26 protein-coding genes are annotated in these 25,889 nt (G+C 63.3%); 17 read left to right on the forward strand and 9 right to left on the reverse strand.

The window, feature by feature from the left end; all coding sequences use genetic code 11:
* Positions 1 to 6 precede the first annotated feature (6 nt).
* Both EOC94_RS13495 and EOC94_RS13500 read right to left on the reverse strand, forming a co-directional pair.
* A complete protein-coding gene (locus EOC94_RS13495) occupies positions 7 to 1,026 on the reverse strand; it encodes a P1 family peptidase (protein WP_127291071.1) in 1,020 nt (339 codons plus the stop codon).
* Positions 1,026 to 2,099, reverse strand: coding sequence for a branched-chain amino acid ABC transporter substrate-binding protein (locus EOC94_RS13500; RefSeq protein WP_127291003.1), 1,074 nt, complete (start codon positions 2,097 to 2,099; stop codon positions 1,026 to 1,028). The genes EOC94_RS13495 and EOC94_RS13500 overlap by 1 nt, the downstream gene beginning before the upstream one ends.
* Positions 2,100 to 2,290: 191 nt before the next feature.
* On the opposite strand from EOC94_RS13500, the gene EOC94_RS13505 reads away from it, so the two are divergent.
* The 7 genes from EOC94_RS13505 (at position 2,291) to EOC94_RS13535 (ending at position 8,677) form a co-directional block, all read left to right on the forward strand.
* Positions 2,291 to 2,785, forward strand: a complete 495-nt coding sequence (locus EOC94_RS13505; protein ID WP_095489679.1) for a flavin reductase — start codon at positions 2,291 to 2,293, stop codon at positions 2,783 to 2,785.
* 28 nt (positions 2,786 to 2,813) lie between these two features.
* Complete coding sequence (locus EOC94_RS13510) at positions 2,814 to 3,743, forward strand: MoxR family ATPase (protein ID WP_126106794.1); 930 nt, start codon at positions 2,814 to 2,816, stop codon at positions 3,741 to 3,743.
* A 4-nt stretch (positions 3,744 to 3,747) separates the two neighbouring features.
* Entirely contained in the window at positions 3,748 to 4,998 is a 1,251-nt protein-coding gene (locus tag EOC94_RS13515; RefSeq protein WP_127291005.1) for a VWA domain-containing protein, read from the forward strand.
* A 28-nt stretch (positions 4,999 to 5,026) separates the two neighbouring features.
* On the forward strand, positions 5,027 to 5,365 hold the full coding sequence (locus tag EOC94_RS13520; RefSeq protein ID WP_095489553.1) for an XdhC family protein: 339 nt from the start codon (positions 5,027 to 5,029) through the stop codon (positions 5,363 to 5,365).
* 87 nt (positions 5,366 to 5,452) lie between these two features.
* Positions 5,453 to 6,157 (forward strand): XdhC family protein, encoded by a 705-nt coding sequence (locus tag EOC94_RS13525; protein ID WP_127291007.1) that lies wholly within the window; start codon positions 5,453 to 5,455, stop codon positions 6,155 to 6,157.
* Complete coding sequence (locus tag EOC94_RS13530; RefSeq protein WP_127291009.1) at positions 6,154 to 7,764, forward strand: molybdopterin-binding/glycosyltransferase family 2 protein; 1,611 nt, start codon at positions 6,154 to 6,156, stop codon at positions 7,762 to 7,764. Before EOC94_RS13525 ends, EOC94_RS13530 begins: the two co-directional genes overlap by 4 nt.
* A 31-nt stretch (positions 7,765 to 7,795) precedes the next feature.
* Positions 7,796 to 8,677 (forward strand): alpha/beta hydrolase, encoded by an 882-nt coding sequence (locus EOC94_RS13535; RefSeq protein ID WP_185928226.1) that lies wholly within the window; start codon positions 7,796 to 7,798, stop codon positions 8,675 to 8,677.
* Here the strand turns inward: EOC94_RS13535 and EOC94_RS13540 are convergent.
* Entirely contained in the window at positions 8,674 to 9,723 is a 1,050-nt protein-coding gene (locus EOC94_RS13540) for a DUF1176 domain-containing protein (protein WP_127291011.1), read from the reverse strand. The two genes, EOC94_RS13535 and EOC94_RS13540, sit on opposite strands and share 4 nt — an antisense overlap.
* Before the next feature lie 123 nt (positions 9,724 to 9,846).
* Here EOC94_RS13540 and EOC94_RS13545 point away from each other — a divergent pair, with 123 nt between their 5' ends.
* Positions 9,847 to 10,353, forward strand: a complete 507-nt coding sequence (locus EOC94_RS13545) for a DUF1993 family protein (protein WP_095489548.1) — start codon at positions 9,847 to 9,849, stop codon at positions 10,351 to 10,353.
* A 42-nt stretch (positions 10,354 to 10,395) separates the two neighbouring features.
* Here EOC94_RS13545 and EOC94_RS13550 read toward each other — a convergent pair whose 3' ends face one another.
* Positions 10,396 to 10,560, reverse strand: coding sequence for a hypothetical protein (locus EOC94_RS13550; RefSeq protein WP_095489547.1), 165 nt, complete (start codon positions 10,558 to 10,560; stop codon positions 10,396 to 10,398).
* Between the two features lie 379 nt (positions 10,561 to 10,939).
* Here EOC94_RS13550 and EOC94_RS13555 point away from each other — a divergent pair, with 379 nt between their 5' ends.
* Complete coding sequence (locus tag EOC94_RS13555) at positions 10,940 to 12,007, forward strand: aldo/keto reductase (protein ID WP_127291013.1); 1,068 nt, start codon at positions 10,940 to 10,942, stop codon at positions 12,005 to 12,007.
* A gap of 59 nt (positions 12,008 to 12,066) precedes the next feature.
* On the forward strand, positions 12,067 to 13,332 hold the full coding sequence (locus EOC94_RS13560; RefSeq protein WP_127291015.1) for a cysteine desulfurase-like protein: 1,266 nt from the start codon (positions 12,067 to 12,069) through the stop codon (positions 13,330 to 13,332).
* Between the two features lie 18 nt (positions 13,333 to 13,350).
* On the opposite strand, the gene EOC94_RS13565 is transcribed toward EOC94_RS13560, so the two are convergent.
* The 5 genes from EOC94_RS13565 to EOC94_RS13585 are packed head-to-tail and all read right to left on the reverse strand — an operon-like array spanning position 13,351 to position 18,893.
* The gene (locus EOC94_RS13565; RefSeq protein ID WP_127291017.1) at positions 13,351 to 14,382 is read right to left on the reverse strand and encodes a histone deacetylase family protein; all 1,032 of its coding nucleotides are present in this window, start codon (positions 14,380 to 14,382) and stop codon (positions 13,351 to 13,353) included.
* A complete protein-coding gene (locus tag EOC94_RS13570; protein WP_164759176.1) occupies positions 14,379 to 14,897 on the reverse strand; it encodes a GNAT family N-acetyltransferase in 519 nt (172 codons plus the stop codon). Before EOC94_RS13570 ends, EOC94_RS13565 begins: the two co-directional genes overlap by 4 nt.
* A gap of 45 nt (positions 14,898 to 14,942) precedes the next feature.
* Complete coding sequence (locus tag EOC94_RS13575; RefSeq protein WP_127291019.1) at positions 14,943 to 15,872, reverse strand: 3-keto-5-aminohexanoate cleavage protein; 930 nt, start codon at positions 15,870 to 15,872, stop codon at positions 14,943 to 14,945.
* 2 nt (positions 15,873 to 15,874) lie between these two features.
* On the reverse strand, positions 15,875 to 17,251 hold the full coding sequence (locus EOC94_RS13580; protein WP_127291021.1) for an aspartate aminotransferase family protein: 1,377 nt from the start codon (positions 17,249 to 17,251) through the stop codon (positions 15,875 to 15,877).
* 1 nt (position 17,252) lies between these two features.
* On the reverse strand, positions 17,253 to 18,893 hold the full coding sequence (locus tag EOC94_RS13585; protein WP_127291023.1) for a N,N-dimethylformamidase beta subunit family domain-containing protein: 1,641 nt from the start codon (positions 18,891 to 18,893) through the stop codon (positions 17,253 to 17,255).
* Positions 18,894 to 19,050: 157 nt separating this feature from the next.
* Here EOC94_RS13585 and EOC94_RS13590 point away from each other — a divergent pair, with 157 nt between their 5' ends.
* The 7 genes from EOC94_RS13590 to EOC94_RS13620 all read left to right on the forward strand — a co-directional run bounded on the left by EOC94_RS13590 (position 19,051) and on the right by EOC94_RS13620 (position 25,616).
* A complete protein-coding gene (locus EOC94_RS13590) occupies positions 19,051 to 19,299 on the forward strand; it encodes a ParB N-terminal domain-containing protein (protein WP_095489540.1) in 249 nt (82 codons plus the stop codon).
* A gap of 324 nt (positions 19,300 to 19,623) precedes the next feature.
* The gene (locus tag EOC94_RS13595; protein ID WP_095489677.1) at positions 19,624 to 20,109 is read left to right on the forward strand and encodes an SRPBCC family protein; all 486 of its coding nucleotides are present in this window, start codon (positions 19,624 to 19,626) and stop codon (positions 20,107 to 20,109) included.
* A 26-nt stretch (positions 20,110 to 20,135) separates the two neighbouring features.
* Positions 20,136 to 21,092: an alpha/beta hydrolase gene (locus EOC94_RS13600; RefSeq protein ID WP_127291025.1), complete on the forward strand. Its 957-nt coding sequence runs from the start codon at positions 20,136 to 20,138 to the stop codon at positions 21,090 to 21,092.
* A 189-nt stretch (positions 21,093 to 21,281) separates the two neighbouring features.
* Positions 21,282 to 21,680 (forward strand): GFA family protein, encoded by a 399-nt coding sequence (locus tag EOC94_RS13605; protein ID WP_127291027.1) that lies wholly within the window; start codon positions 21,282 to 21,284, stop codon positions 21,678 to 21,680.
* A gap of 135 nt (positions 21,681 to 21,815) precedes the next feature.
* On the forward strand, positions 21,816 to 22,031 hold the full coding sequence (locus EOC94_RS13610) for a hypothetical protein (protein ID WP_127291029.1): 216 nt from the start codon (positions 21,816 to 21,818) through the stop codon (positions 22,029 to 22,031).
* 175 nt (positions 22,032 to 22,206) lie between these two features.
* Entirely contained in the window at positions 22,207 to 23,223 is a 1,017-nt protein-coding gene (locus EOC94_RS13615) for a GH25 family lysozyme (RefSeq protein WP_127291031.1), read from the forward strand.
* A 194-nt stretch (positions 23,224 to 23,417) separates the two neighbouring features.
* On the forward strand, positions 23,418 to 25,616 hold the full coding sequence (locus EOC94_RS13620; protein ID WP_127291033.1) for an esterase-like activity of phytase family protein: 2,199 nt from the start codon (positions 23,418 to 23,420) through the stop codon (positions 25,614 to 25,616).
* The last annotated feature ends 273 nt before the right edge of the window (positions 25,617 to 25,889 follow it).

A 25,889-nucleotide genomic window follows, 5' to 3' on the forward strand; every position in this document is an offset into this window, starting at 1 on the left:
GCGCATTCAGCGCGACGACCAGACCGGAAACAGGTCGCCTTTGGCAGGCGTCGCGGCAAAGACGCCGCGGCTGATGGCACGCGCCATGGTGGCGCCGGCCGCTGCGTAGAGGTCGATGGCGTCGTTGGGCGCCAGCTCGATGCCGCTCTTGCCGGTCGCCAGCGCGAAAACCAGATCCCCGTCGGCCGGCGTGTGTGTCGGCCAAATGGCGTGGACGAAGCCGTCATGCGCTGATATCGCCAGGCGTTTGGCGGCAGCCTTGGTGAGAACGGCATCCGTGGCGATGACGGCGATGGTCGTGTTGCCGCCGACCGCCGTCCGTGTCCCAACATGCTTGTCGCGAAACTTCAGCAGGATCCGTTTCGCGTCCTCCGGCATCGGCGAGGGATAGCCAAGCCCGCCGAACTCGTCGCCGATCTCGAAGGGTGCGGCCCAGAAATGCCTGCCACGGGCGATTGTCACCGAGCCGGTCGGGTTGACGGCGGCGAGCGCGCCGATGGTGACGCCGCTGTCGAGCACCGTCGAGGCTGATCCAAGGCCACCCTTGAGGCCGGCACTCAATGCACCGGTGCCCGCGCCGACCGTGCCGAGCGGAAAGTCGCTGCTGACAGCCTGTGCCGCCTCATAGCCGAGATCGCGATAGGGCGGATAGCGGCCCCAATGCTTGTCGCCGCCATTGCGCAGGTCGAACAGGATCGCCGCCGGGACGATTGGCACGCGAAAGCCGCCGACCTCCACCCCGACGCCGTTTTCGCGCAGCGCCGCCTGCACGCCGGAGGCGGCATCGAGACCGAACGCCGAGCCGCCCGAAAGCACCACGGCATGGATCGCCTCGATCGAATTGTGCGGCTCGAGCAAGTCGGTCTCGCGGGTGCCGGGCGCCCCGCCAAGGATCTGCACGCCGGCCACCGCCGGTTCGTCGCAGACGACGGTGGTCACCCCGGATTTCAGCCTCGCATCGGAAGCGTTGCCGACACGCAGGCCGGCGACATCGGTGATGAGATTGCGCGGCCCTGTACGAAACATCATTGGTCCTCGATCGGCACGAACCGGACGCCGTTGAAACGGAAGACCCGACAGAGGTTCTCGGTCAAGTCGCCCTTGCCGTCAAAGCGGACGGGCCCGATCGCGGTGCTGAAGTCATGCGCGGTAAGCGCATCGGCCAATGGCTTGCTGGAGGTTTCCGCCAGCGCCGAGGCCGCCTTGGCGATCTCGACCGCCGCATAGGCCGGCAGCGTGTAGCCGTCCGACACGATCTCTCGGGCGGCAAACGCCTCCAGCACCTTGGGGTCGGCGACATCGGCCCATTCGGGCGGCGCGATCATCAGCGTGCCCTGGGCATAAGGCACGTCGCCGGGCAGTGTGCGCAGTGTTTCGCCTCCGGCAAAAATGATGCCGGCATCGAGCTGGCCGGCGTCGCGGCCCATGATGGCGACGTCGCTGCCGTCGCCGCCGGCGAAGACGTGCGTTGCGCCGGCTTTCCTCAGCCGCCCGATCAGTCCGATCTGGTTATCGAGCTGCGGCCGGAACGTGTCGACGAACACTGGCTTCAGCGCCGCCTGTTCGGCTGCCGCCCGAAGCGTCTCGGCGATTTCGCGGCCGTAGATCGTGCCGTCGTCGACGATGGCGAACAGCTCGTTCTGCCATTGGCGAGTGAGGATGGAGGCGACGGCGTTGCGCTCGTCGTCGCCACGCGGCCCGAGACGAAAGACTGGCCAGCCGGTCTTGGCGCGCCGGTCGGTCAGGCTTTCGGTGCGCACCCCGACGGTGATGACCGGTATGTTGGCCTCCTTCAGGATGGGCAGCGCCGCCTCGATCGCCTCGGTGCAGAGGAAGCCGACGACCACGCTGACTTTCGCCGCGGCGAATTCCCTGGCTGCGGCAGCCCCGCCATTGGCCGTGCAGCCGTCGTCGACCATCTTGAGCTGGACACCGTTCGCCTCTGCCGCCAGGCCGGCGCCCGCCTCGATCTGCTTGCCGAGGATCGCCGACGGTCCGGATAGCGGTGCTGCAACGCCGACCAGCAGCGTCTCAGCGTTCGCATTGCCGGCGAGAGACAGCCAGCCCAGCACCGCTATTGTCGTTGTCCTGGGTCGCATGCGGGCGAAGAATTCCTCCGCGCCGGTCGCGTGTTTGCCGGCGCCACTTCCTGCCAAGACCTAAAGGCTGGCTAGCTTCCACGCAACACGCGAAATTCAGGATGCATGTCAACCACTTCGCTTGTGGCATGCAATATGCCGCCATATATAACGGTTGGGTTCACCTCGCTCCAAACCAATGGAAATCGCCGGTGCTGAAAAAGAACGACATAGGGCCGCAGGCCTATCGCGACGCGATGAGCCATTTTGCCGGCCACGTCCATGTGGTCACCACCGATGGCCCCAGTGGCAGGCGCGGTGCGACGGTCATTGCGGCCTGTTCGGTCTCGGACACGCCGCCGACCATCCTGGTTTGTCTCAATAGCGAAAATCCCAAGAACGAGCCGTTCGTCAGGAACGGCAAGTTCGCCTTGAACACGCTGGCTTCGCACCAGGAGGCGTTGGCGGTCGGCTTTTCCGGTCTCACAGGCCTGCCGGTCGAGGAACGTTTCGCGCTGGGCGAGTGGGACGTGATCTCGACCGGTGCGCCGACGTTGAAGGGCGCGCTTGCCGTGTTCGACTGCGAACTGATCGACATCAAGGATCTGGCCACCCACCGTGTGCTTTTTGGCAAGGTGACAGGCCTGCGCATCGGCGATAATTTGCGGCCGCTGATCTATCACGACCGCGACTACCACGTTCTGTGACGGGTATGGTTGCACTCACGGAGAGAGCATGACCGAGTTGAAACCGCGTCCGGCGCCGCGGACGATCGACGAGACGCTCGATCTCCTGACCGGCGCGGACTATGTGGCGGATCGGTCGTTGGCGACCGTGCTGTTTTTATCGCTGCGCATGAAACGGCCGCTGTTCCTCGAAGGCGAGGCCGGTGTCGGCAAGACCGAGATCGCCAAGGTGCTGGCGCAAGCGCTCGGCCGCCGGTTGATCCGCCTGCAATGCTATGAAGGCCTCGATGTCTCGTCGGCCGTCTACGAGTGGAACTACGCCGCGCAGATGATCGAGATCCGCATGGAGGAGGCGGCCGGCAAGGTCGATCGCTCCGACATGGAGCGCAACGTCTTTTCCGAAAAATACCTGATCCGCCGCCCGGTGCTCGACGCGCTGACCGGCAAGGCGGGCGCCGCTCCGGTCTTCCTGATCGACGAGCTAGACCGCACCGACGAGGCCTTCGAGGCATTCCTGCTCGAGATCCTCTCCGACTTTCAGGTGACAGTGCCCGAACTCGGCACGATCAAGGCGGAGGAGTCGCCGATCGTCATCATCACCACCAACCGCACCCGCGAGATCCACGACGCGCTGAAGCGGCGTTGCCTCTATCACTGGGTCGATTATCCCAATGCCGAGCGCGAATTGGAGATCGTGCGCAGAAAAGTGCCGCAGGCCAACAGCCGGCTGTCGGCGGAGGTGGTTTCGTTCATCCAGAAGCTGCGCCAGATTGAGCTGTTCAAGGTGCCGGGTGTCGCCGAGACCATCGACTGGGCCGGCGCGCTGACCGAACTCGACAAGGTGGCGCTCGATCCGGAAACCGTTTCCGACACGATCGGCGTGCTGCTGAAATACCAGGACGACATTGCCCGTATCGAGCAGGGCGAAGGCCGGCGCATCCTCAACGAGGTGAAGGCCGAGCTTTCGGCGGCGGAGTAGGGCGATGGCAACGTCGCGTCCCGAACCGAAAGAGGCCACGCCGGACGGGCGGATCGCCGACAACATCGTCTATTTCGCCCGCACCTTGCGCAAGGCCGGCATGCGGGTCGGCCCGGCCTCGGTCAAAGACGCGATCGAGGCGGTGCTGGCCGCCGGCATCGGTTCCCGCGACGATTTCTACTGGACGCTGCATGCCGTTCTGGTCTCGCGGCATGAGGATCACCCCACCTTCGACGAGACGTTCCGGCTGTTCTGGAAATCGCACGAGCTGATCGAAAAGATGCTGGCGATGTTTTCGCCGGTGGCGCCCGACATTAGAGAGAAGCAGAAGCCGCGCGCCGCGGAAAACCGCGTCAGCCAGGCGATGTTCGAGGGTCATCAGAAGAACCAGCCGGTGCAGGAAATCCCCGAGATCGAGGTCGACGCCCGCTTCACCTTTTCCGGCAACGAGGTGCTGAGGGGCAAGGATTTTGCCCAGATGAACGCCGCCGAGATGACTGACGCCAAGAAGGCGATCGCCGAGTTGCGGCTGCCCTTCGACATGGTCAGGACACGGCGCTTCAAATCCAATGCGCATGGCCGCCGCATCGATCCGCGCGCCATGATGCGCTCGGCCGCGCGCACTGGCGGCGAACTGATCCTGCCGAAATTCCGGTCACCGCGCGAGGTTCATCCACCGCTGGTCGTGCTTGCCGATATTTCCGGTTCGATGAGCCAGTACACGCGCATCTTCCTGCATTTCCTGCATGCGCTGACCGAAAAGCGCCGGCGCGTGCACGCTTTCGTTTTCGGCACCAGGCTGACAAATCTGACGCGGCAGATGCGCCATCGCGATCCCGACGCGGCACTCGCCGATTGTTCGGCGGCGGTGAAGGACTGGTCGGGTGGCACCCGCATCGGCGATACGCTGGCCGAATTCAACCGGCTGTGGTCGCGGCGCGTGCTGGGGCAGGGCGCTGTCGTTCTCCTGATCACCGATGGCCTGGAGCGCGACGACGTTGCCGGCCTGTCGGAGGAGATGGAGCGTCTGCACAAATCCTGCCGGCGGCTGATCTGGTTGAACCCGCTGCTGCGCTTTGACGGCTTCGAGGCCCGCGCCCGTGGCGTCAAGGCGATGCTGCCGCATGTCGACGAGTTCCGCTCGGTGCACAATCTCGATGCGCTCGCCGACCTCTGCGCGTCGCTGGACAAGAAGTCGGCGCGCTCCGTCGACCCACGCCGATGGATTGAGGGTGGCGCGAGAAGCGCCGCATAGCCATATGTTTTCTCCGGGAGAAACGGTGATGGAAAGCAGTATTTATCTCGACGAGGCACGCGATCCGCTGATCATCGCGGAAGGCTGGATGAAGGACGGCAAGCATGTCGCCATTGCCACTGTGGTCGAGACCTGGGGCTCGGCGCCGCGTCCGGTCGGCAGCCATCTTGTCATCGACGCGGACGGCAATTTCCACGGCTCCGTCTCTGGCGGCTGCGTCGAAGGCGCGGTGGTGACCGAGGCGGTCGACGTCATCGACAGCGGCCAGGCTAAGATGCTGGAGTTCGGCGTCGCCGACGAAACCGCTTGGCAGGTCGGCCTGTCCTGTGGTGGGCGCATCAAGGTCTATGTCGAGCGGTTGGGTTAGAAGCATGATCCCGAACCGAAGGTCCGCGTCAGCGAAAAGTGGGAACCGGTTTTCGGACAAGATCATGCTCAAACAAGAGATCTTTTGATGGATCCATTCGCCTTAAAGACGCTGAACGCCGAACGCCGCGCCCGCCGCGCGGCGATTCTGGTCACCGATCTCGGCGACGGCCGCGATCGCATCGTGCGCGAAGGCGATCAGGTTGCCGGCGAATTGGGCGCTGCGATCGCCAAGGCGTTTCGATCAGGCAATTCCGGGTCGGTCGAGGCGGAAGGACGAACCTTCTTCCTCAATGCCTATCTGCCGCAGCCGCGCCTGTTGGTGATCGGCGCCGTTCATATCAGCCAGGCACTGGCGCCGATGGCCAAGATCGCCGGCTATCCCGTCGAGATCGTCGATCCGCGCACGGCCTTTGCCACAGCAGACCGCTTTCCCGATGTGGCGCTGCATGCCGAATGGCCGGAGGACATCCTGAAACGCCAGCCGCTCGACAGCTATACGGCGCTGGCCGCCGTCACCCATGATCCGAAGATCGACGACTTCGCGCTGAAGGCCGCGCTCGACGCCAACTGCTTCTATGTCGGGGCGCTCGGCAGCCGCAAGACCCATGCTAAGCGCGTCGAGCGCCTGCTCGCATTGGGCGCGACCGCCGACCAGATCGCCCGCATCCACGCGCCGATCGGCTTGGACATCGGCGCAGCGAGCCCGGCCGAGATAGCCGTCGCTGTGCTGGCGCAGGCGATCCAGGCCTTTCGTTCGCGTGGCCTCGAAGCCAAGGATGCGGTGGCGTGAAATTTGGCCCAATCCCCGTAGATACGGCCGAAGGCGCGGTGCTGGCGCACGCCACTACCGCCGGAGAACGGCGTTTCCGCAAGGCACATCGGTTAAGTGCCGATGACCTGTCACTGCTGAAAGCGGCCGGGGTCAACGAGGTTGTAGCCGCTGTCCTTGCGCCCGATGATCTTAGCGAGGACGCTGCTGCCGAAAAAATCGCCGAAAGCATGATCCACCGCAACATCGAGGCTAAGCCCGCCGCAACCGGCCGGGTCAACCTCCATGCTCAAGCGGCCGGCATCTTCACCGTCGATGCGGCGATGATCGACGCCATCAACGCCGTCGATCCGACCATCACCATCGCCACCTTGGCGCAGCACGCGCCGGTCGAAAAGGGCCAGATGGTCGCGACGGTGAAGATCATTCCCTTTGCCGTTGCCTCGGTCTTGGTCGATGCCGTGACAAAAATCTGCGCCGGCGGCGAGATCATCGCCGTCAATGCCTATCAGCCGGTGCGTGTCGGCGTCATCCAGACGGTTCTGCCCGGCATCAAGCCGAGTGTGCTCGACAAGACTTTGCGTGTCACCGAAGCCCGCCTGGCGCGTTCCGGCGGCCGGCTGACGGCGGAGCGCCGCACGCCGCATGAAATTGGCCCCGTTGCGGAAGCTGCGGCCTCGCTGGCGCGCGACAACGACATGGTGGTGATCTTCGGCGCTTCGGCGATGAGCGATTTTGGCGACGTCATCCCGGCGGCGATCGAGAAGGCCGGCGGCATCGTCATCCGCGCCGGCATGCCGGTCGATCCCGGCAATCTGCTGGTGCTCGGCACGCTTGGCGGCAAGCGCATTATCGGTGCGCCTGGCTGCGCCCGCAGCCCTAAGGAAAATGGCTTCGACTGGGTTCTCGACCGGCTGATCGCCGGTCTCGAGGTGACGGCCAAGGATATTGCCGGCATGGGGGTCGGTGGTCTGTTGATGGAAATCCCGACGCGGCCGCAGCCGCGCGAGCCGCTGCCGGCCAGGGCCGAGTTGAAGGTCGATATCGTGCTGCTGGCCGCCGGCCGCTCCAGCCGCATGGGCGGCCCGAACAAGCTGCTGGCGCTGTTCGACGGCAAGCCGCTGATCCGCCGCACCGCCGAGCGCGCGCTCGACTCGAAAGCCTCTGATACAATCGTCGTCACCGGCCATCAGCGCGAGCGGGTGCGGACGGTATTGTCGGGCCTCGACGTGACCTTCGCCGACAATCCGGATTTCACTGACGGCCTGTCTTCATCGCTGAAGGCCGGCATTGCGCGGGTCAGTGGCGACGCCGCCGGCGCCTTGATCGTTCTCGGCGACATGCCGGGTGTTTCGTCGGCCGACCTCGACAGGCTGATCGACGCATTCCGCAAGTCCGAGGGCCGATCGGTCGTGCGCGCCTCGCATGGGGGAAAGCGCGGCAATCCGGTGCTGTTGCCGCGCTCGCTGTTTGCGGCGATCGCTCATCTCGAAGGCGATACCGGCGCACGCCATCTGGTCGAGGCCGAAGGGCTTGATGTCGTCGATGTCGAGATCGGCAAGGGGGCGTCCATCGATGTCGACACCCGCGAGGCTCTGGAAGGTGCCGGCGGCGTGCTGCAGGATTGACAAACCGAAGCCGAAAAACGAAGCCTTTGGCATGGCTTTCCGTTTATCAGTTCTGACCTCGATATTTCTTTTGTTTTCGGGTTTGGTGTATGGCCAAACGCTGTCGCTAAAGCCCTTCAAGGACGATCTCTACGCCTATCCGGCCACGCTCTCATCCCAGGACAATGGCGCCTATACGGTCATCGACTATCGGGAGATGCGCGATATCAACGCCCGCGACCAGGTGCCGGAGCGCCGCGCGCAGGCGCAGTATGTCGACACTGGTGTGCGCAAGATGCAGCAGGATCTGTCGCTGAAGACCGATGCCGGCAGTATCCGCCACGTCGCCGTCGGCCACAGGCAAGGTGCTGCCATCATAGTGCTCTATCTGCACGGGCAGGGCGGCAACCGCAAGCAGGGCGTCGACGACTTCACCTTCGGTGGCAATTTCAACCGCATCAAGAACCTGATGGCCGGCAATGGCGGCCTCTATCTCAGCCCGGATTTCTCCGATTTCGGCGACACGGGTGCTGCCCAAATCGCCGCGCTGATCGGCCACTATGCCGAACAGTCGCCGGCCGCGAAAATCTTCGTTGCCTGCGGCTCGATGGGCGGCGCATTGTGCTGGAAGCTGGCCGCCCGCAAGGATATGGGCGGCCGCATCGACGGGTTGCTGCTGCTCGGCTCGCTGTGGGATGAAACTTTCTTCTCCAGCCCCGCCTTCAAGCGCCGCGTTCCGGTTTTCTTTGGCCAGGGCAGCAAGGACCCGGTGTTTCCAGTCGAGAAACAGGAAGCCTTCTTCCGTTCGATACTGGCCAAATCGAAGAGCTATCCGACGCGCTTTGTCCGCTTCGAGACCGGCACGCACGGCACACCGATCCGCATGACCGACTGGCGCGGCACGCTCAACTGGATGCTGTCGAAGGCCCCTTAAGGCGCGGTGTTGTAGTCCACCACCGTCTGCGGGTTGATCTCGCCGTCATAGGAGGCGTCGACATCGTACTGCACCAGCGAGAAATTGCCGTTGCGAAACAGATAGGTCCCGGCTGACGAGGCGTCACCGACGCCGCGCCACTTGTTGAGGGACGAGATCGTCTTGGTGGCGTCGTCATATTCGGAATTGACCAGCTGGTCGTCGGTCTGGAAGCCGATGACGTTGATCGCCTCGACCTTGCCTTCGCTATTGTTGTTCTCATAGTGGATATCGAGCTCCGGCGAGGCGAACTGCAACTGCCGGACACCGGATACGTCGTCGTAGATATAGTAGACGGCACTCTCATTGTAGGCAGCCATCGAGCAGAAGAAGCGGAATAGCCGCGTCTCGCGTTCGGGCTCGTCGGCCTCGGCGCCGGCATCCTTGTAGCGGAGGGAGTAGGCATCCGGCTCTCCCAAAGGCTCGCCGCCAGGCATCTCCTTGTCGCATTGTTCGCCGTACGTGGCCGCAAATGCCTTCTTGGCCTGCTCCAGCGCCGCATCCTTCTTCGGCGGCGGTGGTCCGTCGCCGCAGCTTTCCGGCACGGCGTTCTCGAAATCTGCTTTGGACGGCTTCAGCGCGCCCTTGTCGATGAAGATCGGGCGGAACGGCGGTTCCTGGATCGAGGCATTGACCTGCCGCAACGTGTAGCAACCGGCAAAGATATTTTCGCTGCCGTCCTTGGCCGTCGCCCGGATGGCGACCGGAACATTGTAATAGATGCTGCCGGCCGCCCCGTCGTCCGATACGGCGCCGGTTTTGACGTCGACCCTTTCGGTGCCGTCATAGCCCTTGACGAACGCGTCGAAATCCTTGGCCGGCTTGGTGTCGCCGAAATAGTCCCAGGCGCGCGCGAATTCTTGCCGGTTGATGGCACTGTAGAGCGAGCGGATGACCGCTTCGGCGTCCGACCTGTCATCGACATAGGGCGCTTCGGCGGCGAGCACTGGTTGGCCTGTCACGGCCAGGGAGAAAAAAGCGGTCGCTGCGAAAAGGGCGCTTCTCATCGGGAATCTCCACCAGATGGGAAATCCTATCATACCGATTGCGGCGACGTGGTGACGCTTGAAGAATCGGCTGCGAAGGCGCTACGTCCCGCCGTCGGCGTTCCCGCCGGATAGGAGATTCACGTGACCATATCGATGTACGAAGCGTCTGTGCCGGTGTTTTCGGCCAGGTTGAAGGCGCTATCCAACGTGCTGAGCATCGCCGAGCAGAATGCGCTCGACCGGAAGATCGATCCGCAGGTGTTTTTGACGTCGAGGCTGGCGCCGGACATGTACGCGCTGACCAGACAGGTGCAGATCGCCACCGACCACGCCAAGGGCGCCCCATCGCGGCTTGCCGGCCGCGAGGTGCCCAAATACGAAGACAACGAGGCGAGCTTTGCCGATCTCCAGGCGCGTATCGCCAAGACCGTCGACCATCTGGCGACATTCTCGGCTGCCGATATGGACGGCTCCGATGACAGAATGATCGAGCTGAAGCTTGGCCAGCGCGAATTCTCGATGGCCGGCATGCAGTATCTGCTGCATCTCGCCATGCCCAATTTCTATTTCCACCTGACCACCGCCTACGACATTCTGCGTCACAATGGCGTGCCGCTGAGCAAGGCGATTTTCATGGGATCGCGTTGAAGAATGGCGAGGAGATATCCCGGTCGGAGCCGGGATATCCGACTAGCGTGAGGACATTTCGCGGGCGACGCGCGGGAAGTCGGCTGGTTTGATGCCGATATCCGCACGGTCGGCATTGCTCATCGAGTGAAGCAGCGCCAGAGCCGCGCGATAGCGCAGACGTTCCTGCGGACGAGGACGGGCGAACATTTCAGTGAGGAAACCCATGATTCAAGCCCCTGGTTGGTCCTCCCCGAGTCGCAATATAGGCAAATCATGACAATTGTGCAGTGCAGCATTTGCATGGCAGCCATGCTGCGCAGGCTTTTTTGATCACAATCGACCAACCGGTGAAACTTCCGGCGCGGGCCGACCGTATAGCTGAACGCCGGCACTGAGCCGGTTTTTCCTCGCCGTTCCTGGCGAAATTCCGGACTGCATGAAAATGCAGTCCGGCTTTTTGTTGACTGCCGCGCGGCCGTTGGCTGGATTCTACGGAAAAGTCGCTGGCGATTGGCGGCGGGCTTGGAGACAGCCCGGGCCCTCCTGTATGCTGCGGCTTCCTGCCCGCGCAGCCGCGCAAAAATTTCCCGCCGGAGAAAGTTCCATGCACAAACGCCGCCTCGGTCGGACCGATCTTCTTGTTTCCCAGATCTGCTTGGGATCGATGACTTGGGGCCAGCAGAACACCGAAGCGGACGGCCACGCCCAGATGGATCTGGCCTTTTCGCGCGGCGTCAACTTCATCGACACTGCCGAGCTTTACCCGATCCCGCCCAAGGCGGAGACGCAAGGCTGGACCGAGAAGATCATCGGCAGCTGGATGAAAGCTCGGGGCAACCGCGATCAAGTGATCCTCGCCTCGAAAGTGGTTGGCCGCACCGCCAATGCATGGTTCCGCGGCGGGCGCCCGTCGAAGCTGGTGCGCGCCGATATCTTCGATGCGGTCGAGAAATCGCTGACCAGGCTCAACACTGACTATCTCGACCTCTATCAGATCCATTGGCCGGAACGGGACGTGCCGTGGGGCGCCAATCCGAACCGTATCGGCGCCGTGGCGCTACGGGCCGATTCCGTTGACGCGCCGGCCGGCGAGACGCCGATCACCGAGACGCTCGCCGTCTTCGACGAACTGGTTAACGCCGGAAAAATCCGCCATTTCGGCCTGTCGAACGAGAGTTCCTGGGGCGTCATGCGGTTCATCGCCGAAGCCGACAAGGGCATTGGTCCACGCCTGGTGTCGCTGCAGAACGCCTATAATTTCGTCAATCGCGGTTTCGAGGTGAACCTTGCCGAAGTTTGCGAACGCGAGCAGGTTTCCCTGCTCGCCTATTCGCCGCTGGGACAAGGCTATTTGACCGGAAAATACGATCACGGCGCGCGGCCGCTGGGCTCGCGCTCGCAGCTTTTCAATCGCGGCCAGCGCTACGAGACCCCCAACGCCGCGGAAGCGCAACTTGAGTACAACGAGCTGGCGCGCTCTTTCGGCATGGAGCCGGCTTTGTTTGCCAACGCCTATGTCACGAGCCGGCCTTTCGTCGCCTCGAGCATCATCGGCGCGACGACCCTTTCCCAGCTCGAAATGGCGCTGTCTTCCGCCGATGTCGTCTGGACCGAGGACATGCAGAAGGCGGTCGATGCAATCCACCAGCGTGTCGGTAACCCGTGTCCGTGAGCAGACTTCCGGCTCTGTAAAGTGTGATTACCCAATAATTACAATAGGGGGAGAAAAAAGTGAATTTTCCAATCGATGCCGTGCGCGAGAAATTTCCAGCACTTTCGCTGACTGACAAGGGCCGTCGTCGCATCTATCTCGACAACCCTGCCGGCACGCAGGTGCCGCAAGCGGTTGCCGACGCGGTGTCGCACTGCCTGCTGACCACCAACGCCAATCTCGGCGGCTTCTTCGAAACCACGATCGCGGCGCAACAGATCGTCGACGACGCCCATGCGGCGATGGCCGATTTCCTCGGTGCTGCGAGCCTGCAGGAAATCATCATCGGCGCCAATATGACGACGCTGACCTATCACATGTCGCGCACGCTCGGCCGCACGATGAAACCGGGCGACGAGATCATCCTCACCCGCATGGATCACGAGGGCAACGTATCGCCGTGGCTGCAGCTGGCTGAAGACGTTGGTCTTGTCGTACGCTGGCTGGCTTTCGACGAGCAGAGCTGGCAGATCGAGGAGGCGGCGCTTGCCGCGTTGCTCACCAACAGGACGCGGCTGGTCGCCCTGAACTACGCCAGCAATCTGACCGGATCGATCAACCGGGCGAAGGCGCTGACCGGCATTGCCAAGCAGACCGGTGCGCTGGTCTATGTCGACGCCGTGCAGTTCGCGCCGCACGGCCTGATCGACGTCAGGGATCTCGGCTGCGATTTCCTGATCTGCTCGGCCTATAAATTCTTCGGCCCGCATGTGGGAATATTGTGGGGCAGGCTGGATGTCATCGATGCCCTGAAACCGTACAAATGCCGCTGTTCGTCCGACACTCTGCCGGAGCGGTTCGAACTCGGCACGCCGCAGATCGAGCTGATGGCCGGACTGACGGCCGCGGTCGATTACTTTGCAGAGCTGGGAATTGCAGCAGGCGACGGCAGTTCACGCCGCGCCAGGATCGCCAAGGCGTTCGAAGCATCAATAGCTTACGAAAACCCGTTGACTCAAAGGTTGATCGACGGGCTGTCGGCTATTTCAGGCCTGGTCATCCACGGCATCACCGATCCGGCGCGTGTCGGAGAGCGCGTGCCGACGGTCTCTTTCACCGTCGACGGTATCGTGCCGGAAACGATCGTGCGGCAGATGAATGCGGAAAACATCTTCCTGTGGTCCGGCCACAACTATGCTTGGGAGATCGTCCACCAGATCGGCATCCCGGCCGAGCAGGGCGTCGTGCGCATCGGCATCGCTCACTACAATACGGCGGCCGAGATCGAAGAGACGCTGGAGAGCGTGCACCGTGTCATCGCCATGCTGCGACAGGAGCGATGCTGACGCGACATTCGGCTGATATCACCGCTTCCTGCCGCCACCGAAGCCGGTGAGGAACGCAGTAAGGTTGTCGCCGAGTTCGTCGCAGAGATAGCCGCCTTCCTGCACGATGACCGTCGGCAGGCCGAGCCCGGCGATGGCCTCGCCGATGCGCGAGAAGCCCGGTGTCGTCACCGATAGCCCGCCGAACGGATCGCCCTCGAAGGCATCGAGGCCGAGCGCCACGACTAGCGCTTCCGGCGCAAAGGTGCGGATGCGCTGGAAAGCCACGTCGAGCGCTTCGAGGAATGCGGCATCGCCGGATTTGCGCGCCAACGGCAGGTTGAGATTGTAGCCGAGGCCGGGCCCTTCGCCGCGCTCGTCTGCATGACCCCAGAAGAACGGATAGAAGCGCACCGGATCGGCATGCACCGAGACGGTGAGCACGTCCGGCCGCACATAGAAAACGCCTTGTGTGCCGTTGCCGTGATGCAGGTCAACGTCGAGGATCGCCACCCGCGCTGCATTCTTGCGTAGCGTCTGTGCCGCGACCGCTGAATTGTTGATGAAGCAGAAGCCGCCGGCGACATCGGCAAAGGCGTGATGGCCCGGCGGTCGGCACAGCGCATAGGCGGCCGGCGCGCCCGCCATGACAACCTCAGCGGCTTCGACCGCGCTCCAGGCGCTCCACAGCGCGCTCTGCCAGGTCTCACCGGAGATCGGGCAAGCCGTGTCGGCCATGTGGTAGCCGGCCTGGCCGACCGCCGAGGCCGGATAGGAGCCGTTTCGCGCGATCGGGTGGATGTTGGGGATCACTTCCGCCGAAGCGCCCTCGATGCGCTGCCAGCGCGCGAAGATGTGCTCGAGAAAATCGAGATATTCGGGCGTATGCACCGCAGCAACCGGGCCAAGCCCGTGATTTTTCGGCCGTTCGATCGTGCAGCCGACGGCCCTTGCGCCAGCGAGCAGCCGTTCGACGCGTTCCGGTTTTTCCGGATTGGGCTTTTGGGCGCCGCTGGAGAGGAACGCCTTGGGATCGTGGCGCTTCTGTTCTTCGGCATAGAAGGCTTTCATCTTGGCTCCTCATCCTCGGGCGTATCGGCGAAGGCGTAGAACGCGTCGCCGACGATCTTCTGCACCTGCTCGTAGCTCGACCAGGCAATGCCTAGCCTTTCGTAGAAGGCCTTGGCGGTTTCATTGTCGGTGTCGACGGACAGTCTGAGGTAGGCGCCGCCGTCCTTCCGGCATTGCGCCGCGGCACGCCGCAGAAGACGTTCACCGATCTTGCGGCCGCGAAACCGGTCTTCGACATAGAGGTCCTGCACATAGACGCCGGGCCGCCCCATCCAGGTCGAGAAGATCGGGAAATGCAGGCACAGGCCGGCGAACTCGCCGCCGACCTCCGCAATCAGCGTCGAGAAGGCAGGTTTTTCGCCAAACCCATAGGTGCGGAGGTCTTCGGCCGTAGAAGTGATTTCCTCGGGCGCGCCGATATGGGCGCCAAGCCGCAGGATCGCGGCATGGATGGTTTCAACGTCCTCGACGGTGCCGGGCCGGATGATGATGTTTTTGGAGGCTGGATTGGCAATTGTCACGACAAGCGAGGCGGCAAGAGGGGAGTGAAAGCAACCATCTCAGAACGCTACCCTATCGCCACCCTTGAGCGCCAGCATCTCGCGCGCCTCAGTGGGCGTGGCAACCTCCAGCGACAGCCCGTCGAGCACGCTGCGGATACGGCGCACCTGGTCGGTATTGGACTTCGCCAGCTGGCGGCCATCGTAAAGGCTGTCCTCCAGCCCGACGCGGACATTGCCGCCCATCGCAGCCGCAATCGAGATCATCGGCATCTGGTGGCGTCCGGCAGCCAGCACCGAAAACTGGTAGCTGTCGCCGAACAGTTTGTCGGCGATGCGCTTCATATGCACCAGATTGTCGGGGTCGGCGCCGATGCCGCCCAGTATGCCGAACACGAACTGGATGAACATGGGTCCCGACACCAGCCCCCGGTCGCGAAAATGCGCCAGCGAATAGAGATGGCCGACGTCGTAGCATTCGAATTCGAAACGTGTGCCGCAGCCCTTTCCAAGTCTTTCGAGCACGGTCTCCATGTCGGCAAAGGTGTTCTTGAAGATCGTGTCGCGGGTTGCCTCCAGCAGCTTGGGCTCCCACTCGTGCTGCCACTCTCTTGGCCGGTCGAGCATCGGGAACAGCGCGAAATTCATCGAGCCCATGTTGAGCGAGCACATTTCGGGCTCTGCCCTGAGCGGTGCGGCCAGACGCTGGTCGAGCGTCATCAGCGAGGAGCCGCCGGTGGTGATGTTGATCACCGCATCGGTCGCCTGCCTGATACGCGGCAGGAACTGCATGAACACATCGGGATCGGCCGTTGGCCGCCCGTCCTTCGGGTCGCGGGCGTGAAGATGCAGGATCGAGGCACCGGCTTCCGCCGCTGCGATTGCGTCTGCGGCGATCTGGTCCGGCGTCACCGGCAGATGCGGCGACATTGACGGCGTGTGCGCCGATCCGGTGACTGCGCAGGTGATGATGACTTTTCGCGGCGCCATTTTCAGCCTTCGACCGGCAGGTCGAGCTCGCCGGCCAATACTTGCAGCGAGTCGCCGATGATGGCGACGATCTCGCCGATCTGCTCTCGGGTGACGATCATCGGCGGCGCCACCATGAAATTGTCGCCGTCGACGCCACCCTTGACCTTTCGCCCATAGATGATCAGGCCGCGCTCATAGGCGAGGTCGAGCAGGCGCTGGGTGGCTTTCTTCTCCGGCGCGATCAGTCTCAGCGTATCGGGGTCGGCGACCATCTCGGCACCTAGGAGCAGGCCCTTGCCACGCACATCGGCGATGAACGGAAAGCGCTTGGCCAACCCCTTCAACTCGCCCATCAAAAGATCGCCCATGTCAGCCGCATTGGCGATCATGCCGAGACGATCCATCTCGCCAAGCACAGCGAGCCCGGCGGCGCAGGCGAGCGGATTGCCGGCATAGGTATGGCCATGCTGGAAGCCGCCTGATGCGAGCGGCTGTACCAGCCGCATCGGTGCCGCCAGCGCGCCGAGCGGCGCGTAGCCAGAGCCCAGCCCCTTCGACAGCGCGACAATGTCGGGCTTGCAATTCCAGTGGTCACCGCCGAGGAATTTTCCAGTGCGGCCCGCACCGCTCATCACTTCGTCATGGATGAGCAGGATGCCGTAGCGGTCGCAGATTTCGCGGATGCGCGGATAATAGCTGTCCGGCGCCACCAGCGCCGCGGTGGCAGCGCCGCCGACCGGCTCCATGATGAAGGCGAGGACGCTTTCCGGTCCCTCGGCCAGGATTTTCTCCTCCAGCATGTCTGCGTAGCGGATGCCGCGCTGTTCCAGCGAGAGATTGTCACGATCGCGCCATGCGGCCGGTGCCGGCACGGTTGGCATGACCTGCATCATCGGGGCGAAAGTTTCGGCCAGCGCATCGTCGCCGGTGACGGACAGCGAACCAAGCGTGCCGCCATGATAGGAGGGAAAGCGCGTGATCACTTTCCAGCGCTTGGGCTGGCCGGTGGCGACAGCCCATTGCCGGGCAAGCTTGATACAAGATTCCGTCGCTTCCGAGCCGCCCGAGACGAAAAAGATGCGGTCCATCCCTTCGGGGAGTTTGGTAGCCAATAGCCGCGCGAGCCCCTCGGCCGGCTCGTTTTCGAAATGCAGCCGGTAGGCGAAGGTGGCGCGGTCCATCTGCCGCTTCATCGCGTCGAGCACGTTGCGGTTGGAATGACCGATATTGGCGACCATCGGTCCGCTCGATCCGTCGATGAAGCGGCGGCCGTCCTGCGTCCAGATGTAAATGCCTTCGGCGCGATCAACCAGCGGCCGGCGCAGGCTGGACAGATAGAACAGATGCGACGGCGGGCGCGTCTCGGTGTCCGGAGCAGGGGTCTGGGATTTCAGCATGTCATGGCTTTCCAAGATAACGGTCGAGAACATTTTTGGTGACGCGCTCGACCATCGGGTCCTGCTTTAGCAGGCCGGCGACCCATTCGCAGCTTCCGGCGTGGAACACCTCGCCCTTGCCGCGCCGGAAATTGACTATCATGCCGTTGCTGTGCTTGACCTTGTCGAGATTGGCGTCACTCGCCTCGCCGAACAGCGTCTCGGCGGAAAAGCGGCCGTCGGCATCGCCGAGAAACTGGTCCTCGAACGCAATGTCGGCGCTCTCCTCGACCTGGCTAGCCATGCCGACGGCGAGAATTTGCAGCCCATCGGGTGCGCCGCTGTCGGGCGTGGGGTAGGGCAGGCCGCCGCGGATTTCGTGATCGAGCCCGTCGACCTCATAGCCATAGACATGGCTGTCGGCGCCGAGCAGGTCGCCATAGTAGATGCCTGTGCCGGCGAACGCCCAGTGCTCCGGCCGGTAGATCGGAAAGCCGCGCACGCCGCGCGGCGCGCAACCGCCCCAGCCGGCATAGAGGCCCCTGGTCGCATTGAGCCCGAAGGTCGCGGCACCCGGCCGGCCAATCTCAGGTGCTTCCCAGGAATTGGTGGCGCGGGTCACGTCGCCGCCCCGATAGGCCGGATCCTCGGCGCGGGCGCGGTATTTGTAGCAGACCTGCCGGCGGCCCTCGTCCTCCAGCCGCGTCTGCCACATGAAATTGCCGGCGAAGCGCGCCGCATGGCCGCCGCGCTCGACGTAGGCGTCGACCGCGTCGCGCATCTCCCAGGTCCAGTATTCGTCATGTCCGACGAAGACGACGCAGTCATAGCCGTCGAGGATTTCGGGCGAGAAATGCAGTTCGTGCTGGCTGGCAAGGTCGACGGCATAGCCGGCGCGCTCGGCAAATCGAAAGAAGTGGCTGTCATAGCTTGCCCAGCCGGACGAGGCATATTTCTTCGAATGGCCGGTGGCGAAGGCCCATTCCATATGCGGATAGCGCGGCACGGTCTTCGGCGGCACGGCGACCTCGAGCGGCACGCGCGGCGCCTCCTTCGGCAGAACGACAAAGCCGCGGCACCACGGCCGCTGCGTCGACACCCTTGGGGCATACTGGTCGCGGTTCGCGCCGGTGATGCCCTGGTAATGGTTCGAGCCGCCCCACGTATTGTAGGAAAGCCATGTGCCTGTGGCCGCAACCTGTAACACACGACCGCGTTTCTTGCCGGGCTGCGGGCTAACGATGAAAAGATGATGGTAGCGGATCGGCTTGCCGTCGCGCCCGTCCGCCGTCAGCATGACGCGATAGGCTCCGGACGGCCAGTCGTCGTCGACGCGGAATTCAAACGACGTATCCCAGCCGCAGCCCACGACCGAACATTGGTCGGGTGTGTCCTGCCAGCGCGCCGCGATCCCAGTCTTCTCGAACATTTTCGTTTCAGTGCCGCCGTCGCGGACGATCGACATGGTGAAGCTGGAGGCCGTCGAGCTGACATGCAGCACTACCGTCTCGCCCCGGCGGTATGAGAAACGGTCGCTGTAGCACCAGATCTCGCCGCGTTCGCCATCCATCCCCGGCCATTCGTAATAATGGCCGCGCACGGCTTGCCGGCGCTGGTGGGGCGTCAGTCCGAAATCGGGGAATTCGGTAGGAAGCTTGGTCATGAACGCCTGTGAAGGGTCGAACGCGTCATTTCGACCATCTGGCGGCCAACCGTCAATTGGAAACGATCGGGCCAGCGATAGCTCACAGCCGGCCTTGGCCTTGCCTGCCAAACAGATTATCTCACAAAGGGCGGCCTTTTCCGCCACAGGAGCCGACATGCTGAGAGTGCAAAAGGTCAGGGTGGACGACATCTACGTGCCGACCGCGCGCAAGAAGACACTGCATCCCGAAACCGTCCGGCATCTGGCCGAGGACATTCTGGAAAACGGCATGAAGACCCCGATCCAGGTGCGCCATGACGGCAAGCGCCATATCCTGGTCGAAGGCCTGCACCGGCTGGAAGCGGCGAAGTGGCTCGGCGAGACCGACATCGACGCCTATCTGGTGCAAGCCAAGCGCCACTGACGCAGGCTATCGCTTCAGGTTTGCGCTGCCCCTCATCCGCCTGCCGGCACCTTCTCTCCGAAGCCCGACGGCCGCAGCCTTGGTGCTCTTTCTGCAACGCAGGAGATTAGCGAAATCATTGACAAGAGCGTCCCTCTCCCCGTTCTACGGGGAGAGGATGCCGGCAGGCAGGTGAGGGGCAGCACCGACATCGACTGTCGATCATCATGGCCGCTCTAGCGAAATTTTTCGCGAGACCCGTGTCGGGCTGCGCGTTGCCCGCTCGTCCTTGAGACGGAAACCGGCATTCAAGCCAACTCTTTTGCAAGCAGTGAGGAGACCATCATGACCACCAAGCTCGACATCGCCCCCAGCTCCGACCGCGAACTGGTTCTCGCCCGCATCATCGATGCGCCGCGCGAGAACGTCTATCGCTGCTGGACCGAGCCGAAGCTCGTGACGCAATGGTTCGCGCCAAAGCCGTGGACGACGCCGCGCGCCGAAATGGATGTGCGCACCGGCGGCTCCAGCCTGGTTGTCATGGCGGGTCCCGACGGCAATGAATTCCCGAATCCCGGCATCTTCCTCGAAGTCGTGCCGGGCAAGAAGATCGTTCTCACCGACGCCTATACAAAGGCGTGGGAGCCGTCCGAAAAGCCGTTCATGACGGTCGTGCTGACCTTCGAGGATGAGGGCGAGGGCAAGACCCGCTACATCGCCCGGGTTGCGCATTGGTCCGTCACTGACCGCGAAGAGCACGAGAAGATGGGCTTTCACGAGGGCTGGGGCCAGTGCGCCGACCAGCTCGAAGAAGTCGCCAAACGGCTTTGATATCAGCGGGACGGGAGGAGACCGACATGTCCAGATCGATTTTTTTCGCCATTTTCGCCTCGGCCGCAGCACTGTTCGCTGCGCCGGGCGCCACCAAAGCCGAGGAGGCAAAGCCCGCCATGACGACCGAAACGAAAGCAATGCCGAAGCCGGCGAAATCCGGCCTGCTGCCGATCAACGGCCTGAATTACTATTATGCCGTCTATGGCAAGGGCGAACCGCTGCTTCTGCTGCATGGCGGGCTCGGCACGACCGATATGTTCGCGCCGATCCTGCCGAAGCTTGCCGAAAACCGCACCGTCATCGGCGTCGACCTGCACGGCCACGGCCGCACCGCGCTCGGCGACCGGCCATTGAGCCTGGAGGCGATGGGCGACGACATGGCGGCGATCGTCAAGGCGCTCGGCTACGAGCAGGTCGACGTCATGGGTTATTCGTTGGGCGGCGGTGTCGCCTTCCGCATGGCCGTCCAGCATCCCGAGGCCGTGCGCCGGCTCGTCCTGGTCTCGACCGGCTATGCCGCGGACGGCTTCTATGCCGAGATGCGCGGCCAGCAGGCGCAGGTCGGCGCGGCGATGGCCGACATGATGAAGGACACGCCGATGTACAAATCCTATGTGGCGGTGGCGCCGCATCCGCAGGATTTTCCGAAGCTGCTCGATCAGCTTGGCGCCTATATGCGCAAGGACTACGACTACTCCGCCGATGTGCCGAAGCTGAAGATGCCGGTCATGCTGGCGTTCGGCGACAGCGACATGTACCGGCCTGAGCACGAGATCAAATTCTATCAGATGCTCGGCGGCGGCTTGAAGGACGCCGGCTGGATGCGCGAGAACCTGTCGCAGAACCGCTTGGCCATCCTGCCGAACCGCACCCATTACGATGTGTTCTTTGCGCCGGAATTGACAGCCGCCGCACTGCCCTTCCTCAATGGCGAGACCAAGGTGAAGACCTGGGACGAGATCGTCAGCGAAACGAACTGACGCCTGACAATTGCCTGCCGGCCGTCTCCCGCGAGATGGCCGGCGACGCCGGTTGCGCGTCGCGCCTGACCACATCACAAGTTCCGCCTGCCGCATCACGCCAACAGATGGCGCCATCAAAGCTTTTCAATTGACGCTGCTATGCCGGCAGCTACCTTGCCGCCAATCCTAGGAAAGAGGGGCGCAACTATGGCGAAATATCGGGGTGGCTGCCTGTGCGGGGCGGTGCGCTACCGCACTGATGCGGCGCCGATCAACGAGCGCGTCTGCCATTGCCGGCTTTGCCAGAAGGCGCTGGGCGCGGCCTTTAACGCCCGCGTGCTGTTCCGCATCGACGACGTGACGACAGAAGGGCCGGTGGCGTTGGTGAATTCCTCGCCCGATCTCAAGCGCGGCTTCTGCCCGGCCTGCGGCACGACGATGTTTTCCCGGCGCGACTCCGCCGGTGTCATCGGCGTCACGTCAGGCTCGCTCGACGATCCCTCCATGTTCAAGCCGCAGATGCATATGTGGACCGCCTCGAAGCAGCCCTGGGTACAGCTCGACGACGGACTGCCGCAATATGAAGGCGCCCCGCCGCCGAACTGAAGCACAGGCGAACTGAAGCACAGGGCGTGCCCAATTTTTTTCATTCGGGACACGAGATAGCCGGCAAAGCGTCATTGGCGAGCCATCATTGCCACCTATCTATTGCTTGCGGGTCGGCGGTCGAGGAGGCGACGGATGAACGACAGAATCAACACCCTGGATGAGCTTTTGAGCGATCCGATGATCAAGCTCGTTATGGAACGCGATCGCGTGCAGCCGGCGGCGCTTCGCACGCTGCTTGAAGAAAAGGTTCGCCGGGCGGAGGACGATGCGCAGGTCAATCCCGATCGCTTTGTACCGCCAGCCCACATGGTAGCCGAGACCTGCCACAAGCTATGGCTGTGCAGCTAGGCAGCGGTGCCTGACAGGGTCAGTGGTCTTTCGCGCTGTCCCGCGGACGCTTCGATGAAGAGCCCCTAACAATTTGATTCAAACTTTGTTGGTAATTTCTCGTTAGTAATCTGGACTGGTTTGTCCGGCGGCGCTGTCTTGCCATCGGTCTGTTGTGTTTTGCGTACAGGTCCAGATGCGGTTATCAGGCGTCGTTATCTTCTCGATCGCAGCGCTGTGCCTTGCCGGCTGCACGTCGACGTCCGGCGTCGACGCGCTGCAAGTGCCGTCCAGCGAGACGACCAGCTCGGTTGTGCGGCCGCCCGCGCCGGTCGCGTCGGTCGGTGCCGCCGATGCCGCACCCGCCTTTGCTCAGGAAGAGGCGATGGACCAAGCCGTGGCGATGGCTCCTCCAGAGCCTGTGGAAAGCATTGAACCACCCGCCGAGCCGATTGCCCTGGTGGCGCCGAAGCGGCTGGCGCGGGCAGCACCGATCCTCGCCGAGCCGGTCCAGCGCTATCGTTTTCGTGACGCCAAGCCGATCAATTTCGGCAGGGCCTCGCCCAGGCACCTCGCCGTTCACGGCGTCGACGTCTCACGCTGGCAGGGCAACGTGAACTGGGACAAGCTGCGCGCGCAGGGCGCGAACTTCGCCTACATCAAGGCGACCGACGGCGGCGATCATCTCGACCCGATGTTCAGGAAGAACTGGCGCAATGCCGACGCCGCTGGCCTCAAGCGCGGCGCCTATCACTTCTTCTATTGGTGCCGCACGGCCGGCGAGCAGGCCGACTGGTTCATCCGCAACGTGCCGAGGGTTGAGGGCGCCTTGCCGCCGGTGATCGATGTCGAGTGGAACGGCGAATCCAGCTGCAAGCGGCGGCCGTCGCGGCAAAACGTGCTGGAGAAGATGCAGGTGTTCATGGACAAGCTGGAGCGCCACTACGGCCAGCGGCCCATCATCTACACCGCGCCCGATTTCTACCGCGACAATCTCAGAGGCGCTTTCCCCGACTATCCGTTCTGGCTGCGGGCGGTGGCGCAGCACCCGTCAAAGGTCTATCCCGGCCGCAAATGGGTGTTCTGGCAGTATTCCGGCTCCGGCCTGTCGCACGGCGTGAGGGGCCGCATCGACCTCAACGTCTTCCACGGCGACGAGAGAGCCTGGCGGAACTGGGTTGGCGGGCGGCAGATGGTGGCCGATGCGGAGTAGAGGGCCGGCTGGAGCATCCTGCCGCTCGCGCCTGCGGCACTGATCGCGGCCGCAGAAAGCCACCGTTTGCAGGCATTGGCGTGAATATTGAGGAACCCTGACCGACTGTCGCGGAATTGTCATGGATCCGTCATCGCATTGAAATGTCGCTCCTCCAAAGCAGGTGGCTTCCATCCGAACAGGAGACGCCACCCGTGCCCCGCCATTCCGCGCTTTTCGTCCTGACGGCAGCGCTTGCTGCCTCCGTTTCGCTGCCGGCCCATGCCGACATGATGTTCAACCGGGTCGCGAGCTTCGCAGTCGCCGGAAACCTCCCGGCGGACGTCGAGAAGGCCACGCCGACTTCGTCCGAGATCATCGCGGCCTCCGAAGACGGCATGACGCTGGTCTATTCCGACAGCCCGCTCGGTGCGGTCGGTTTCATCGACATCACCGACCCTAAGGCGCCCAAGGCCGGCGGCATCGTCAAGATCGACGGCGAGCCGACCTCGGTTGTGGTGATCGGCGGCAAGGTGCTGGCCGGCATCAACACGTCGGAGAGCAAAGCCAAGCCTTCGGGCAACCTTACGGTCATCGACCTTGCCTCCAAGGCGATCGAAAGCACCTGCGACCTCGGCGGCCAGCCGGACTCGCTGGCGCTGAGCAAGGACGGCAAGTCCCTCGCCATCGCCATCGAGAACGAGCGCGACGAGGAGGTGAACGACGGAGAAATACCGCAGATGCCGGCGGGCGACCTCAAGATTTTCACGCTTGCCGAAGGCCAGCCTGACTGCGCGACGATGAAGACCGTGAACCTTGCTGGCATTGCCGCAGTCGCGGCGGAAGATCCGGAGCCGGAATTCGTCGCCTTCAACGAGGCTGGCGAGATAGCGGTCACGCTGCAGGAAAACAACCACATCGCCATCGTCAACGCCGAAACCGGCGCGATCGTCACGCATTTCTCCGCAGGCTCGGTCACGCTGGACAAGATCGACACCAAGAAGAACGGCGCCTTGTCCTTCGATGGCAAAATGGAAAACGTCGCCCGCGAACCCGACGCCGTGAAATGGCTCGACAATGACCGTCTCGTCGTCGCCAACGAAGGCGACTATAAGGGCGGCTCGCGCGGTTTCACGATCTTCAGCAAGAAGGGCGAGGTTCTCTACGAATCCGGTCCGTCCTTCGAGTACCAGGTTGCCAATGCCGGCCATTATCCCGACGACCGCAACAAGAAGGGCATCGAGCCGGAAGGTCTCGAGACCGGCACGTTCGGCGAAGACAGGCTGATTTTCGTCGCTTCGGAGCGTGGCTCTGTGGTCGGCGTCTACAAGGACACCGGTGCGGAACCTCAGTTTGTCCAGATCCTGCCGTCCGGCATCGCTCCAGAAGGCCTGGTCGCGATCCCATCGCGCAATCTCCTGGTCACCGCCAACGAGGCCGACCTGGTCGAGGACGGGCTCGCCCGCTCGCATGTCATGGTCTACGAGCGCTCCGAGGGCCCCGCCACTTACCCGATGATCACGGCAAAGCTCACGGCAGACGGCACGCCGCTCGGCTGGGGCGCGCTTTCGGCGCTCGCTGCCGGCGACACTGCCGGCAAGCTCTTCGCGGGTTCGGACTCGTTCTACGCCAACGCACCCTCGATCTTCGAGATCGATGCCACGCAGACCTCGGCGCTGATCACCGGCAAGACCATCGTCACGCGTAACGGCCACCCCGCACAGAAGCTCGACATCGAAGGCCTTGTCGCCGACGGTGAAGGCGGCTTCTGGCTGGCCAATGAAGGCGATCCAGCAAAGCTCGTCCCGCACGCCATCCTGCGCGTCAACGACAAGGGCGAGATCAAGCAGGAAATCGGCTTCCCGATGGAATTGCTCGCCCACCAGACCCGCTTCGGTCTCGAAGGCATCACCGCGATCGGCGAGGGCGACGACCTGACGCTGGTGATGGCAGTGCAGCGTGAATGGGCCGACGATCCGAAGGGCCAGGTCAAGCTTCTGGCCTACAAGCCGAAGGCCAAGGAATGGTCGGCGGTGCGCTACCCGCTCGAAGCGACCGAAGCTGGCTGGATGGGCCTGTCGGAGATCACCGCGCATGAAGGCAAGCTCTACATCCTCGAACGCGACAACCAGATCGGCGACCTGGCCAAGGTGAAGCGCGTCTATTCGGTGGCGCTCGACGCTTTCAAGCCGGCCAAGCTCGGCGGCGAACTGCCATTGGTAGAAAAGACGCTGGTGCGCGACATCATCGGCGACCTGAAATCAGCCACCAACGGCTATGTCGTCGACAAGGTCGAAGGTTTCACCATCGACAAGAATGGCGACATCTTCGTCACCACCGACAATGACGGCGTCGATGATTCCTCCGGCGAAACGCTGTTTTTACGCCTAGGCAATATCAGCGCCGTGAACTGAGGGGCAGCTCTTCCCTTCTCCCCTTGTGGGAGAAGGTGTCGCCGAAGGCGACGGATGAGGGGTGTTCCAGCTTGGCACCGACGGCACTCCGTCCAACACCCCTCATCCGTCTCGGCGCTACGCGCCGATCCACCTTCTCCCCTTGTGAGGGCTTTGCACGGGGAGCGAAGTGGAGTTCGGTGGTCAGTGGGGGCCTTTTTGAAGGCCGGCAGAGCGGTTTTCCGCGGCCCTTGCGAGGCCTTTGTCGGTTTAGGCAGCCATCCTGCCGGATTG

Origin of the sequence: Mesorhizobium sp. M6A.T.Ce.TU.016.01.1.1 (genome assembly GCF_003997065.1) — a bacterium.
GTDB classification, from domain to species: domain Bacteria; phylum Pseudomonadota; class Alphaproteobacteria; order Rhizobiales; family Rhizobiaceae; genus Mesorhizobium; species Mesorhizobium mediterraneum.

Coding starts and splice junctions, on each gene's coding strand:
- EOC94_RS13495 (WP_127291071.1), bottom strand. CDS start 1,026: ATGTTTCGTACAGGGCCGCGCAATCTCATCACCGATGTCGCCGGCCTG.
- EOC94_RS13500 (WP_127291003.1), bottom strand. CDS start 2,099: ATGCGACCCAGGACAACGACAATAGCGGTGCTGGGCTGGCTGTCTCTC.
- EOC94_RS13510 (WP_126106794.1), top strand. CDS start 2,814: ATGACCGAGTTGAAACCGCGTCCGGCGCCGCGGACGATCGACGAGACG.
- EOC94_RS13515 (WP_127291005.1), top strand. CDS start 3,748: ATGGCAACGTCGCGTCCCGAACCGAAAGAGGCCACGCCGGACGGGCGG.
- EOC94_RS13520 (WP_095489553.1), top strand. CDS start 5,027: ATGGAAAGCAGTATTTATCTCGACGAGGCACGCGATCCGCTGATCATC.
- EOC94_RS13525 (WP_127291007.1), top strand. CDS start 5,453: ATGGATCCATTCGCCTTAAAGACGCTGAACGCCGAACGCCGCGCCCGC.
- EOC94_RS13535 (WP_185928226.1), top strand. CDS start 7,796: ATGGCTTTCCGTTTATCAGTTCTGACCTCGATATTTCTTTTGTTTTCG.
- EOC94_RS13540 (WP_127291011.1), bottom strand. CDS start 9,723: ATGAGAAGCGCCCTTTTCGCAGCGACCGCTTTTTTCTCCCTGGCCGTG.
- EOC94_RS13550 (WP_095489547.1), bottom strand. CDS start 10,560: ATGGGTTTCCTCACTGAAATGTTCGCCCGTCCTCGTCCGCAGGAACGT.
- EOC94_RS13555 (WP_127291013.1), top strand. CDS start 10,940: ATGCACAAACGCCGCCTCGGTCGGACCGATCTTCTTGTTTCCCAGATC.
- EOC94_RS13565 (WP_127291017.1), bottom strand. CDS start 14,382: ATGAAAGCCTTCTATGCCGAAGAACAGAAGCGCCACGATCCCAAGGCG.
- EOC94_RS13575 (WP_127291019.1), bottom strand. CDS start 15,872: ATGGCGCCGCGAAAAGTCATCATCACCTGCGCAGTCACCGGATCGGCG.
- EOC94_RS13580 (WP_127291021.1), bottom strand. CDS start 17,251: ATGCTGAAATCCCAGACCCCTGCTCCGGACACCGAGACGCGCCCGCCG.
- EOC94_RS13585 (WP_127291023.1), bottom strand. CDS start 18,893: ATGACCAAGCTTCCTACCGAATTCCCCGATTTCGGACTGACGCCCCAC.
- EOC94_RS13590 (WP_095489540.1), top strand. CDS start 19,051: ATGCTGAGAGTGCAAAAGGTCAGGGTGGACGACATCTACGTGCCGACC.
- EOC94_RS13595 (WP_095489677.1), top strand. CDS start 19,624: ATGACCACCAAGCTCGACATCGCCCCCAGCTCCGACCGCGAACTGGTT.
- EOC94_RS13600 (WP_127291025.1), top strand. CDS start 20,136: ATGTCCAGATCGATTTTTTTCGCCATTTTCGCCTCGGCCGCAGCACTG.
- EOC94_RS13605 (WP_127291027.1), top strand. CDS start 21,282: ATGGCGAAATATCGGGGTGGCTGCCTGTGCGGGGCGGTGCGCTACCGC.
- EOC94_RS13610 (WP_127291029.1), top strand. CDS start 21,816: ATGAACGACAGAATCAACACCCTGGATGAGCTTTTGAGCGATCCGATG.
- EOC94_RS13615 (WP_127291031.1), top strand. CDS start 22,207: ATGCGGTTATCAGGCGTCGTTATCTTCTCGATCGCAGCGCTGTGCCTT.